The organism is Acidovorax sp. NB1 (assembly GCF_005405905.1).
Classification (GTDB): Bacteria; Pseudomonadota; Gammaproteobacteria; order Burkholderiales; family Burkholderiaceae_C; genus Acidovorax.
Window position 1 is genome coordinate 1 of the sequence record NZ_BJHU01000060.1, and the last position, 12,553, is coordinate 12,553.

15 protein-coding genes are annotated in these 12,553 nt (G+C 61.1%); 5 read left to right on the plus strand and 10 right to left on the minus strand.

The features are described 5' to 3' along the window. The first annotated feature begins 40 nt into the window (after positions 1-40). On the plus strand, positions 41-334 hold the full coding sequence (locus tag AvAM_RS25325; protein WP_137745186.1) for a DUF4148 domain-containing protein: 294 nt from the start codon (positions 41-43) through the stop codon (positions 332-334). A gap of 283 nt (positions 335-617) precedes the next feature. On the opposite strand, the gene AvAM_RS25330 is transcribed toward AvAM_RS25325, so the two are convergent. From AvAM_RS25330 to AvAM_RS25370, 9 genes are all read right to left on the minus strand, one after another. Continuing rightward, positions 618-1,034, minus strand: coding sequence for a F0F1 ATP synthase subunit epsilon (locus tag AvAM_RS25330; RefSeq protein WP_063460851.1), 417 nt, complete (start codon positions 1,032-1,034; stop codon positions 618-620). A 75-nt stretch (positions 1,035-1,109) separates the two neighbouring features. Next, positions 1,110-2,516: a F0F1 ATP synthase subunit beta gene (atpD, locus tag AvAM_RS25335; RefSeq protein ID WP_137749673.1), complete on the minus strand. Its 1,407-nt coding sequence runs from the start codon at positions 2,514-2,516 to the stop codon at positions 1,110-1,112. 33 nt (positions 2,517-2,549) lie between these two features. Further along, a complete protein-coding gene (gene atpG / locus AvAM_RS25340; RefSeq protein WP_137749674.1) occupies positions 2,550-3,416 on the minus strand; it encodes a F0F1 ATP synthase subunit gamma in 867 nt (288 codons plus the stop codon). Between the two features lie 18 nt (positions 3,417-3,434). Next, a complete protein-coding gene (gene atpA, locus AvAM_RS25345; RefSeq protein ID WP_137749675.1) occupies positions 3,435-4,988 on the minus strand; it encodes a F0F1 ATP synthase subunit alpha in 1,554 nt (517 codons plus the stop codon). A gap of 42 nt (positions 4,989-5,030) precedes the next feature. Then, entirely contained in the window at positions 5,031-5,573 is a 543-nt protein-coding gene (locus AvAM_RS25350; protein ID WP_137749676.1) for a F0F1 ATP synthase subunit delta, read from the minus strand. A 10-nt stretch (positions 5,574-5,583) separates the two neighbouring features. Next, positions 5,584-6,054 (minus strand): F0F1 ATP synthase subunit B, encoded by a 471-nt coding sequence (locus tag AvAM_RS25355; RefSeq protein WP_007847746.1) that lies wholly within the window; start codon positions 6,052-6,054, stop codon positions 5,584-5,586. Between the two features lie 34 nt (positions 6,055-6,088). Further along, complete coding sequence (gene atpE, locus AvAM_RS25360; protein WP_007847749.1) at positions 6,089-6,358, minus strand: F0F1 ATP synthase subunit C; 270 nt, start codon at positions 6,356-6,358, stop codon at positions 6,089-6,091. 56 nt (positions 6,359-6,414) lie between these two features. Then, entirely contained in the window at positions 6,415-7,293 is an 879-nt protein-coding gene (atpB, locus tag AvAM_RS25365; protein ID WP_010467223.1) for a F0F1 ATP synthase subunit A, read from the minus strand. 19 nt (positions 7,294-7,312) lie between these two features. Further along, positions 7,313-7,786: an ATP synthase subunit I gene (locus AvAM_RS25370; protein WP_137749677.1), complete on the minus strand. Its 474-nt coding sequence runs from the start codon at positions 7,784-7,786 to the stop codon at positions 7,313-7,315. A 288-nt stretch (positions 7,787-8,074) separates the two neighbouring features. Between AvAM_RS25370 and AvAM_RS25375 the strand changes: the two genes are divergently transcribed. From AvAM_RS25375 to lipA, 3 genes are all read left to right on the plus strand, one after another. Next, positions 8,075-8,392: a YbeD family protein gene (locus AvAM_RS25375; protein WP_137749678.1), complete on the plus strand. Its 318-nt coding sequence runs from the start codon at positions 8,075-8,077 to the stop codon at positions 8,390-8,392. 61 nt (positions 8,393-8,453) lie between these two features. Further along, positions 8,454-9,095 (plus strand): lipoyl(octanoyl) transferase LipB, encoded by a 642-nt coding sequence (gene lipB / locus AvAM_RS25380; protein ID WP_249368403.1) that lies wholly within the window; start codon positions 8,454-8,456, stop codon positions 9,093-9,095. Positions 9,096-9,129: 34 nt separating this feature from the next. Further along, positions 9,130-10,110: a lipoyl synthase gene (gene lipA / locus AvAM_RS25385; protein WP_137749679.1), complete on the plus strand. Its 981-nt coding sequence runs from the start codon at positions 9,130-9,132 to the stop codon at positions 10,108-10,110. 82 nt (positions 10,111-10,192) lie between these two features. Here lipA and AvAM_RS25390 read toward each other — a convergent pair whose 3' ends face one another. Continuing rightward, positions 10,193-11,833, minus strand: a complete 1,641-nt coding sequence (locus tag AvAM_RS25390) for a TolC family outer membrane protein (RefSeq protein ID WP_249368400.1) — start codon at positions 11,831-11,833, stop codon at positions 10,193-10,195. Here AvAM_RS25390 and AvAM_RS25395 point away from each other — a divergent pair. Continuing rightward, positions 11,832-12,530, plus strand: a complete 699-nt coding sequence (locus AvAM_RS25395) for a transglutaminase-like cysteine peptidase (protein WP_137749681.1) — start codon at positions 11,832-11,834, stop codon at positions 12,528-12,530. The genes AvAM_RS25390 and AvAM_RS25395 overlap by 2 nt on opposite strands. Positions 12,531-12,553: the final 23 nt, after the last annotated feature.

Sequence of the window (12,553 nt, forward strand, 5' to 3'; positions counted from 1 at the left end):
TAGTACATCCCTCTTTTTTGAATTTCATCGGAGTTTCACCATGAACAAGACCGCTCGCATCATCTCCATCGCCGCTGTGGCTGCTTTCTCTGCCTTCGGCGCCCACGCTGACGAAGCCGATGGCTCGCAGTTCGCACTGAAGTTCGACACGAACCGCACCCGTGCTGAAGTGGCTGCCGAAGCCGCCACGGTGGCCCAGACCCGCTCCATCGAACCCGCAGGTTCGCGTGTGGTGACCTACAAGAGCACCGCTGACCGCGCTGCTGTGCGTGCCCAGGCTGCTGAAGCCCTGCGCACGGGCCAGATCCCTTCAGGCGAATTCAGCGCCATGTAATTCCAACCGGCCTGTGCAGGCCGGTCGTGAAGTGCAAATGCCATACAAAAGGCCGGAGTCCCTTGCGGGGCTCCGGCCTTTTGTTTTTCTTCGCTCGTGTACCTTGCCCAAGCCTGTTTAAGGAGAACAGAGGCACAAGTCACCACAAGGGCGATGCGCCGACGGCGCCCCCAGGGGCAATCCTCACCTCTATCTGGTCGCTCCCTCTCTAAACAGCCTTTCACTCGGGCATAAAAAAACCCGGCCAGGCCGGGTTTTGGTCAGTCCGGGAAGGATTCCGGGCTTATTTCTTCTGGCGAAACTTGCGCAGCGCCGCAATCTGGGCAGCCATCACGGCGAGTTCGGACTGGGCCTTGGCCAGGTCCAGCTCGCTCTTGGCGTTCTTGAGCGCTTCTTCGGCCGATGCCTTGGCCGCATTGGCCTTCTCATCGTCCAGGTCCTTGCCGCGGATGGCGGTGTCAGACAGCACAGTCACGCAGTTGGGCTGCACTTCCAGAATGCCACCGGCCACGAAAACAAACTCTTCGTCACCGTTGGCCATCTCGATGCGCACCGAGCCGGGCTTGATGCGCGTGATCAGCGGGGTGTGGCGGGGATAGATGCCCAGCTCACCAGCCTCGCCAGGCAGCGCGACGAAACGTGCTTCACCGGAGAAGATGGACTCTTCGGCACTGACCACATCAACGTGGATGGTGTTCATCATTGCTCCTAGGAAAAGGTGGGTTGCTTGATTGCAGAAGGCTGAGCTACCGTGGGCCGCTCAGCCACCGGGCAATCAGGCCACCTTCTTGGCCTTTTCGAAGGCTTCGTCGATGGTACCGACCATGTAGAACGCTTGTTCTGGCAGGTGGTCGCACTCGCCGTTCACGATCATCTTGAAACCACGGATGGTTTCAGACAGAGGAACGTACTTGCCTGGCGAGCCCGTGAACACTTCGGCCACGTGGAATGGCTGCGACAGGAAACGCTGGATCTTGCGCGCGCGGGCCACGGCCAGCTTGTCTTCAGGAGCCAGTTCGTCCATGCCCAGAATGGCGATGATGTCGCGCAGTTCCTTGTAGCGCTGCAGCGTACCTTGCACGGCGCGGGCCGTGGCGTAGTGGTCTTCGCCCACGACGTTCGGATCCAGCTGGCGGCTGGTGGAGTCCAGAGGATCCACGGCAGGGTAGATACCCAGCGAAGCGATGTCACGCGACAGCACCACAGTGGAGTCCAAGTGGGCGAAGGTCGTGGCAGGCGATGGGTCGGTCAAGTCATCCGCTGGCACGTACACGGCCTGGATGGAGGTGATCGAGCCGACCTTGGTCGAGGTGATACGCTCTTGCAGACGGCCCATTTCTTCGGCCAGCGTAGGCTGGTAGCCCACGGCGGAAGGCATACGACCCAGCAGAGCGGACACTTCGGTACCGGCCAGCGTGTAGCGGTAGATGTTGTCCACGAAGAACAGCACGTCACGGCCTTCGTCACGGAAGGACTCGGCGATGGTCAGGCCGGTCAGCGCCACGCGCAGACGGTTGCCTGGTGGCTCGTTCATCTGGCCGTACACCATGGCGACCTTCGAGTCTTCCAGCTTCTCGAGGTTCACCACGCCGGAGTCGGCCATTTCGTGATAGAAGTCGTTCCCTTCGCGGGTACGCTCGCCCACACCAGCGAACACCGACAGACCCGAGTGTGCCTTGGCGATGTTGTTGATGAGTTCCATCATGTTCACGGTCTTGCCCACACCGGCACCACCGAACAGACCCACCTTGCCGCCCTTGGCGAACGGGCACACCAGGTCGATCACCTTGATGCCGGTTTCCAGCAGCTCTTGCGAAGGCGACAGTTCGTCGTACGCAGGGGCCTTGCGGTGGATGGATGCCGTCAGTTCCTGGCTCACAGGACCGCGTTCATCGATGGGGTTGCCCAGAACGTCCATGATGCGGCCCAGCGTGGCCTTGCCCACAGGGACGGTGATGGCGTTGGCCGTGTTGGTGACCATCAGGCCACGACGCAGGCCGTCAGACGAGCCGAGGGCAATGGTACGCACCACGCCGTCACCCAGTTGCTGCTGCACTTCCAGCGTCAGGGCAGAACCCTCCAGCTTGAGCGCGTCATACACCTTGGGCATCTGGTCGCGCGGGAACTCAACGTCCACCACAGCGCCGATACATTGAACAATCTTGCCTTGCACTTGAGCCATTTTTCGCTCCAATTTAGATGTTGGTTGAGCTGCTTACACAGCAGCGGCGCCAGCCACGATTTCCGAAAGTTCTTTCGTGATCGCTGCCTGGCGCGTCTTGTTGTAGACCAGCTTCAACTCGCCAATGACGCTGCCGGCGTTGTCGGTGGCGGCCTTCATGGCCACCATGCGCGCCGACTGCTCGGACGCCATGTTTTCCGCAACGGCCTGGTAGATCAGGGATTCGACGTAGCGGACCAGCAGATCGTCGATCACGGTCTGGGCATCGGGTTCGTAGATGTAGTCCCAGCCATGTTCGGTCTTCTCGGCCTGCATTTGCTCGGACGACAGCGGGAGCAGTTGCTCCACGACCGATTCCTGGCGCATGGTGTTGATGAACTTGGTGTAGCTCAGGTACACCGCGTTGATCTTGCCTTCCGCGTAAGCGTCGAGCAGCACCTTCACGGGGCCGATCAGCTTGTCCAGGTGGGGCGTATCGCCCAGGCCCGTTACATGCGAAACCACCTTGGCACCGACGCGGTTCAGGAAACCCAGGCCCTTGTTGCCAATGGCCACGGCCTCCGTCGAAACACCAGCGCCTTGCAACTCACGCAGCTTGGTCGTCACGGCGCGCAACACGTTGGTGTTCATGCCGCCGCACAGGCCCTTGTCGGTGGTTACCACGATCACGCCAGCCGTCTTGGCATCGTTCACTTTCATGAACGCATGCACGTATTCAGGGTTGGCTTGGCCGAGGTTGGCTGCAATGTTGCGGATCTTCTCGCTGTAAGGGCGGGCAGCCCGCATCCGGTCCTGCGCCTTGCGCATTTTGGATGCGGCCACCATCTCCATGGCCTTGGTGATCTTCTTGGTGTTTTCCACCGATTTGATCTTGCCGCGTATTTCCTTGCCTGCTGCCATGATGGCTCCTCGTCCGGTTTAAGCGAACGACTTCTTGAACGCGCCGATGGCAGCGGTCAATTCGGCTTCTGCGTCCTTGTCCATGGCCTTGGCCTGTTCCAGCTTGGCCAGCAGTGCGGCGTGGCTGGTCTTCAGGAACTGGTGCAGGCCGTGTTCGAAGTCGAGAACCTTCTTGACGTCGATGTCGTCCATGAAGCCCTTGTTCACAGCAAACAGCGTGGCGCCCATCAGCGAGATGGACAGAGGGCTGTACTGTGCCTGCTTGAGCAGTTCGGTCACGCGGGCACCGCGGTCCAGTTGCTTGCGGGTGGCTTCGTCCAGGTCGGAAGCAAACTGCGCAAACGCAGCCAGTTCACGGTACTGGGCCAGGTCGGTACGGATACCACCGGACAGGTTTTTCACCAGCTTGGTCTGGGCGGCACCACCGACGCGCGACACCGAGATACCGGCGTTGATGGCGGGGCGGATACCGGCGTTGAAGAGGCTGGTTTCCAGGAAGATCTGGCCGTCCGTGATCGAGATCACGTTGGTAGGCACGAAGGCGGACACGTCGCCAGCTTGCGTTTCGATGATCGGCAGTGCGGTCAGCGAGCCGGTCTTGCCCTTGACTTCACCCTTGGTGAAGGCTTCGACGTAGTCGGCATTCACGCGGGCAGCGCGTTCGAGCAGGCGGCTGTGGAGATAGAACACGTCGCCAGGATAGGCTTCGCGGCCTGGTGGGCGGCGCAGCAGCAGCGAGACTTGACGGTAAGCCACAGCTTGCTTGGACAGGTCGTCATACACGATCAGGGCATCTTCGCCACGGTCGCGGAAGTATTCGCCCATCGTGCAACCCGAGTAGGCCGACACGTACTGCATGGCTGCCGATTCGGATGCCGATGCGGCCACCACGATCGTGTATTCCATGGCACCGGCTTGCTCCAGTGCGCGCACCACGTTCTTGATCGACGAAGCCTTCTGGCCGATGGCGACATAGATACACGTCACGCCCTGGCCCTTCTGGGCGATGATGGCGTCGATGGCGACAGCCGTCTTGCCGGTCTGGCGGTCACCGATGATCAGCTCGCGCTGGCCACGGCCCACGGGCACCATGGAGTCGATCGACTTCAGGCCGGTCTGCAGGGGTTGGTCCACCGATTTACGGGCGATCACGCCCGGTGCGACCTTTTCGATCACGTCGGTGAGCTTGGCGTTGATGGGACCCTTGCCGTCGATCGGCTGGCCCAGGGCGTTCACCACGCGGCCGACCAGCTCGGGGCCGACCGGCACTTCCAGAATGCGGCCCGTGCACTTGACAGTGTCGCCTTCGGAGATGTGTTCGTACTCACCCAGAATCACGGCGCCGACGGAGTCGCGCTCAAGGTTCAGGGCCAGACCGAAGGAGGGCTGACCGTCCTTGGTGGCGGGGAACTCAAGCATTTCGCCAGCCATCACGTCCGACAGGCCGTGCACGCGCACGATACCGTCAGACACGGACACCACGGTACCCTGGTTACGGATATCGCTGCTGGCGGCCAGACCTTCGATGCGGCTCTTGATGAGTTCAGAAATTTCTGCGGGATTGAGTTGCATGACTCTTTCCTTCTTTCTTTGGTTCGCTGTCCTCGCCGCGCGTTACGCGGTGAGGGCCGCTTTCATTTGTTCAAGACGGGCCTTGACCGAAGTGTCCAGCACCTCGTCACCCACAACTACGCGAATGCCACCGATCAGGGACGGGTCCAGCTGAGCGGTGAGATTGAGCTTGCGGCCAAAACGCTTTTCAAGCGCCGAGCCGACCTCAGCCAGTGCGGCAGCATCCATCGGAAAAGCGCTGTGCACCACAGCATCCGAGGAGCCGCTGCGGCCATTCACGAGGGCACGAAACTGTGCAGCGACTTCCGGGAGCGCAGCAAGGCGCCCGTTGTCGATGACCGTGCGCAGGAAGTTCTTGGCCGTATCGGGCAGTGCCGAACGCGCAACACCCGTGAAGACGGCGAACACTTGGTCTGCCGTCACCTTGGGGTTGTCCGCCAGTTGGCGCAACTGGGGGTTGGCAGCAATGGCCGCCAGTTCATCGACCCAGTCAGCGGTGCTGGCCAGGTCCATGCCCGCACCCGCAGTAGCGGCCTTGAACAGGGCTTCGGCGTAAGGGCGGGCAATGGTGGCGAGTTCAGCCATGTGTGTCCCCTTACAGCTCGGTCTTCAGGCGGTTGAGCAGGTCGGCGTGAACGCCGGCATTGACTTCCTTGCGGAGAATCTGCTCTGCACCCTTGACGGCCAGCGCTGCCACCTGCTCACGCAGGGCTTCGCGGGCTTGCACCGTTTGCTGTTCGGCTTCGGCACGGGCGGAAGCAACAATCTTGTTGCCCTCTTCCGTGGCGCGTGCCTTGGCTTCTTCGATGATGGCCTGGGCACGTCGGTCGGCGTCCGCAAGACGCGAGGCCGTTTCGTTGCGCGCCTGCGACAATTCCTTCTCGACGCGCTGGTTGGCAGCGGTCAGTTCGGACTTGGCACGGTCGGCAGCAGCGAGGCCTTCGGCGATTTTCTGGGCTCGTTCATCCAACGCCTTCGCGATCGGGGGCCACACGAATTTCATCGTGAACCACACCAGGATCAGGAAGACGATGGCCTGAATGAACAGGGTCGCGTTGATACTCACGGCAACACCTTTCTAGAGTGGCGTTGGGAGGGAATTACTTGGGCAGGTTGGCCAAGAACGTCGAAGCGAAGGGGTTGGCGAAAGCGAACAGCAGAGCAATAGCCACACCGATCAGGAACGCAGCGTCGATCAGACCGGCCAAGATGAACATCTTGGTTTGCAGTTCGTTGATCAGTTCAGGCTGGCGAGCCGACGATTCGAGGAACTTGCCACCCATCAGTGCGATACCGATGGAAGCGCCGATAGCGCCCAGACCAACGATCAGACCACAAGCCAGAGCGACGAGACCGAGAATGTTTTCCATGATGACTCCTGAGTTAAGAAAGAAAAGTTAAGGGAAAGAAAAAACGAAAGGGAAACTTAGTGCGCGTTGTGCGCCTGACCGAGGTAGATCAGCGCAAGCATCATGAAAATGAACGCTTGCAGCGAGATCACCAGAATGTGGAACAGCGTCCAGATGGTGCCAGCGATGACGTGGCCCACAGGCAGCAGCACACCCGACAGCGACAGTGCAGCTGCACCACCCATCAGGGCGATCAGCATGAACACCAGTTCACCGGCGTACATGTTGCCGAACAACCGCATGCCATGCGATACGGTGTTGGCGACATATTCAATGATCTGCATGAGCAGATTTACCACGCCCAGAATCAGGGCGAAGATGGGATTCTTGCTGGTGCCGAATGGAGCAGAAACGAGTTCATGAGCCCAACCGCCAGCGCCCTTGATTTTCACGCTGTACCAGAAGCGCAGGATCAGAATGGCGAATGCCAAGCCCAGCGTCGTGGACAGGTCGGCCGTGGGCACGACACGCAGGTAAGCATGATGAGGGTCGTGACCGGCAGCACCGTAGATCTGGGCCCAGATGGCGGGCAGCAGGTCCACAGGCAGCATGTCCATGAAGTTCATCAGGAAGATCCAGACGAACACTGTGAGACCCAGAGGAGCAATGAACTTGCGGCTTTCGGCGTTGTGGATGTTGGCCTTGGCCTGGTTGTCCACCATCTCGACCAGCATCTCCACGGCGGCCTGGAAGCGGCCGGGCACGCCGGAGGTCGCCTTACGGGCAGCTGACCAAAGGATCAAGAGGGTGAGGGCACCCAGAACCAAACCCACGATGATCGAGTCATAGTTGATGACCGTGAAATCAACAATCTTGGTCTGGTTGACGTTTTGAAGATGCTGCAGGTGGTGAACGATGTATTCACTTGCAGTCGGAGCGTGCGCTTCTGCGGCCATCGGACAACTCTTCTCTATATCAATCGGTTTTTCGGACACCAGACCGCACCAACAGTGCCGCCCAGTACGTTTTCATTGTGATCACCATGCCAATCAGCAAGGCCATCCAGCTCAAGTCCGGCACCAGCCGGGGTGCCGCTGCCAGCAGCGCCACCGTCAACACGATCTTGGCGATTTCCCAACCAAAGAACCCCAGCATGGCCGCACGCGGATCGGATGACGCCTTGTGGCGAAACACCCCCCTGGCGAACAAGCCTGCCGGAACCACCACTGCCAGCGCCCCGTAGGCCGCAGACCAGCCCACCGTTGCACGACCCGTCAGAACCCAGGCCACCAGGGCCACCAGCATTCCAACCAGCGCCTGACCTGCCACCACCTTCCACACCGAGATGGGAGGATGGCGACTGCGCCACTGCTCAGCCTCTTGGGCCGTCAGGGGCTTGAAGTCAGATTCTTCAGCCTCAGCTTCAGTCTCGGGAGCGATTGTTTTCATTGTTGAATGACGCCCGCGTTACAGACTGCAACTTTCACAAAGCCTCTAATTATAAGTAAAAACCCATGGCGGTCGGCAAAAACCCGCAAACCGGGTGTGTGGCCGGTGTGAAGGCATGCTCCATTGTGGTGACACGCCAACGGCCTCATCGGTAAAAACCGCCCCGCGACGCACCGACTTGGCGCACGCCGAATGGACCAGCAGAGCCTCACCAGCAGGCCTCTAGCGCACAATGGCACAGCGCCGCCAGCTATTGAAACCGAAGCAAAGACCCAAGGGCTTTTCACCATGACATCCACAACCCCTCCGCCCCCCAACGGTCTGGCCGGGCAGGCCACCGACCCACGCAAAGACTCGCTCATCGAGTACCCCTCCAAGTTCCCCATCAAGGTCATGGGTGCCAAGGTGGATGGTTTTGTGCACGCGATCACCGAGTTGGCACGCCAGTTCGACCCCACCTTTGACGCCAGCACGATTGAACTGCGCGACAGCCGCGCAGGCAATTACCTCGGAGTAACCATCACCATCACCGCGACCAGCCGCGAACAGCTCGACGACCTGTACCGCGCCCTGTCTTCGCACCCCCTGGTCAAGGTCGTTCTGTAAACCCGTGCCTGCCAGCCCCCAGATCCTCGGCCGGGTGGACTACAGCACCACCGTGCAGGCCATGCAGGACTACACAGCCACGCGCACACCCGACACCCCCGACGCCCTGTGGCTGTGCGAGCACGCGCCGCTCTATACGCAAGGGCTGGCGGGCAAAAGCGACCACGTCCTGGCCCCTGGCAACATTCCCGTGGTGGCCACCAACCGTGGCGGGCAGGTCACCTTCCATGGCCCCGGCCAAGTGGTCGCCTATCCACTGATCGACCTGCAGCGTGCTGGTTACTTCGTCAAAGAGTATGTCTACCGCGTCGAAGAGGCCGTGATCCGCACGCTAGCGCATTTTGGCGTCACGGGCCACCGCGTGGGCGGCGCACCGGGCATCTACGTGCGCCTGGACGATCCCCACAGCCACGCCATGCTGCCCCAGCGCCCGCAAAAGCGCACCGGCACCGACCCCTCTCCAGCCCCCGATTTCGACGGCCTGGGCAAGATCGCGGCCCTGGGCATCAAGGTCAGCCGACACTGCACCTACCACGGCGTCGCACTCAACGTGGCCATGGACCTGGAACCCTACTCGCGCATCAACCCTTGCGGTTACGCAGGATTGCAAACGGTGGACCTTTCTACAATCGGGGTCCACACCACCTGGGAAGAAGCCGCGCAGGTGCTGGGCCAGCAGCTCAGCATCCGGCTCGCGCCTTGACCTCCACCCCGTCGTTCACACGCCGCCCACAGCCATGAGCACCCCTGAAGTCGTCCGCGAAGCGCAATCCACCGAAGCCTACAACCCGCTGGCCAAGCAAAAGGCCGCCGCCAAGCTGTCGCGCATTCCGATCAAGGTGGAACAAGGCGAGGTGCTGAAGAAGCCCGAGTGGATCCGCGTGAAAGCGGGCAGCCCCACCACGCGCTTCTACGAGATCAAGGAAATCCTGCGCGAGCACAAGCTGCACACGGTGTGCGAAGAAGCCTCCTGCCCCAACATCGGTGAATGCTTCGGCAAGGGCACGGCCACCTTCATGATCATGGGCGACAAGTGCACGCGCCGCTGCCCGTTCTGCGACGTGGGCCACGGCCGTCCCGACCCGCTCGACAAGGACGAGCCGGTGAACCTGGCCAAGACGATTGCCGCCCTCAAGCTCAAGTACGTGGTGATCACCAGCGTGGACCGCGACGACCTGCGCGATGGTGGCAGCGGCCATTTTGTGGAGTGCATCCAGAACATCCGCGAACTGTCGCCCTCTACACAGATCGAGATCCTGGTGCCCGACTTCCGTGGCCGCGATGACCGAGCGCTCGAAATCCTCAAGGCAGCCCCCCCGGATGTGATGAACCACAACCTGGAGACCGCCCCCCGCCTGTACAAGGAAGCGCGTCCCGGCTCCGACTACCAATTCAGCCTGAACCTGCTAAAAAAGTTCAAGGCCCTGCACCCCAATGTGCCCACCAAGAGCGGCATCATGGTCGGCTTGGGCGAGACGGACGAAGAGATCCTGCAGGTGATGCGCGACATGCGCGAACACAACATCGACATGCTGACCATCGGCCAGTACCTGTCGCCCAGCAACAGCCACCTGCCCGTGCGCCGTTACGTGCACCCCGACACCTTCAAGATGTTCGAGGAAGAAGCCTACAAGATGGGCTTCAGCCACGCCGCCGTGGGCGCCATGGTGCGCAGCAGCTACCATGCAGACCAGCAGGCGCACGCAGCCGGGGTCTGACCCTTCAGGCCAGGCCCATCCACTTCATAGAAGGGCCCCGCCGTAGCGGCCCCCGAAGGATGGGCCGCTGATCTACTCACTGCTACCGATTTGCAGCAGGTTTGGCAGCACCCGCAGGAGCACCCGGTGTGGCTGCGGCTGGCGGTGGCAGGACTGCGCGCGGCCGGGCCGGCGTATCCGCCACGGCTTTGGCCTTGTCAACCACGATAGCAACTGGGGCCTCTGCAGGGCATAGCTCCGCAGGATCAATGCCACTGCGCTGCTGTCCAGCATCTGCAGGCGAAGGCATATCGGCACGGGTCACGTTGAGTGCAGGGAGCAATTGCCCCATGGCGCTCAGGGTGCGCGCCTGGGCCACCACTTGGTCATAGCGTGCGTTGACGTAGGACCGGCTGGCCTGGAATGCCTCGTTCTGGGTATCGAGCAAATCAAGCAGCGTACGCTGCCCCAGATCAAACTGCTGGCGATAAGCCTCCCGCGCCTTTTCGGTGGAAAGCCGGTGCTGGTCCAGATATGTCATCTGTTCAATCAATCGCCGCACGTCGTTGAACGCGATCACCGTGTTCTGGCGCACATCCCTGCAGGCCTTCTCTTTCAACTCACGCGCCTGAAACTTGTTTTCCACCGCTTGCTGCTCACGGGCCTTGTCGGCGCCGCCCCGGTAGAAGTTGTAGGTCAGCACCAGCTCGACAGTGCTGTCACGCGACCGCCCTTGCTCTCCGATCAGATTGCGGTCCCAGGACTGGCGGGCCCGGAAATCGACCCGGGGCACAAAACCCGCCTTCTGCGATGCAATGCCCGCCTCACTGGCCAGCATGTTCTCGATCGCGGCGTTGATCGTTGGACTGTTGTTCAGTGCGAATGTCACCACATCCTCGGCTTTCGGGGGCAAGGTGCTGAGCTTGAATCCTTCCGGCAAGGGCGCCAGAGCCCCGGGGGGCAGCTCCCCGATCAACCGCTGGTACCGGGCGCTGACATCGTGCAGGTTGGACATTTCCGTCAGCAGATTGGACTCCGCCAAAGCCAGGCGGCCCGTCGCCTGCTCCAGATCCACCCGACGGCCTACACCTGCAGAGGTGCGCTCGTCGATCTGGTTCGTGGTCAGCTTGTGTTCGACGTAATTTTGTTTTGCCTGCTCAACCAGTTCCCGGTAGCGCGCCACGTCGGCATATGCGCGCACGGCCTCCAGCGCAGCGGTCTCCGACGCTTCCACCAGCTCGTAATAGCGAGTCAGCTTGGCATGCCCCAAGCGCTTGACTTCGTTGCTGGTGAAAAACCCGTCGAACAACATCTGGTTCAGCGTCAGCGCCGCCCCCGTGTGGTGGTATGAGCCCGTGCTGCCAGAGGGGCGCACGCGGTTCTCCCGCCCGGTGCTGGCCACTGCATCGAGCTGCGGCAAGAAGCCTGCCCGCGCGACTCCGCGCTCGGAGTCGGCGGCCCGAAATCCGAACCAACGCGCTTGCACATCCGGATTGTTTGTCACGGCCTTTCGCGCCGCCTCAACCAGTCCTTCGGGGAGGGTTTGCGCAACAGCGCCCGTACTGGCGACAACAGCGGCGGCGATCAGGGTAAGAGGCAGTTTCATGGCGACTCCGAATCGTTTGTGATGCAGAATCGAAACGTAACATTTACCTTGAAACTCGCACAGTTTTTTTTTACAAAGAAAACTCTGCCCCCTGACAGGGTACTTTTCAGCAAGGTCACCGCGTTTTCCGCGTTCCATGCCCTCCCTACCGCCACTTTTCAAGCGCGTCCCCCGAGTCATTGCGCTACTTAGGGTGCTGGTGGCGTGCACCATTGCACTGGTGCTGGGGGCGGTTTTCAGTGCCCCGGATCTGGACAAGATCCAGGCGGTGGCGCTGCAGCGCTATGGCGCCAAAGGCGCTGATCTCGTCATTGCCTGGAGGGCCATGATGACCGAAGGAAGCCACCTGAGCGAGCCCGAGAAGCTTGCCCATGTCAATAATTTCTTCAACCGGCGGATGCTGTTCGAGAACGACATCGCCGTCTGGCAGCAGGACGATTACTGGGCCACTCCCCTGGAATTCATGGGAAAAACCGCAGGCGACTGCGAGGACTTCTCCATTGCCAAATACATCACGCTGCTGCACATGGGGGTGCCCAACGCCAAGCTGCGCATGATCTATGTGCGGGCCCGGATCGGGGGCGCTGGCAGCACGAAAAGCGAAGCACACATGGTGCTGGGCTACTACGCCAACCCCGCAGACGAACCGATGGTGCTGGACAACCTGATCACCACCATCCGCCCCGCCTCGTCCCGGGCCGATCTTTCACCCGTCTTCAGCTTCAACAACGAAGGCCTCTGGGTCTCCGGCGCCACCACCTCTTCGGCAGACCCGACGGCCCGCTTGTCGCGCTGGCGCGATGTCCTGGAGCGCATGCGGCAAGAAGGCTTCTGAACGCTGCGCCCTTTCTCGGAGAT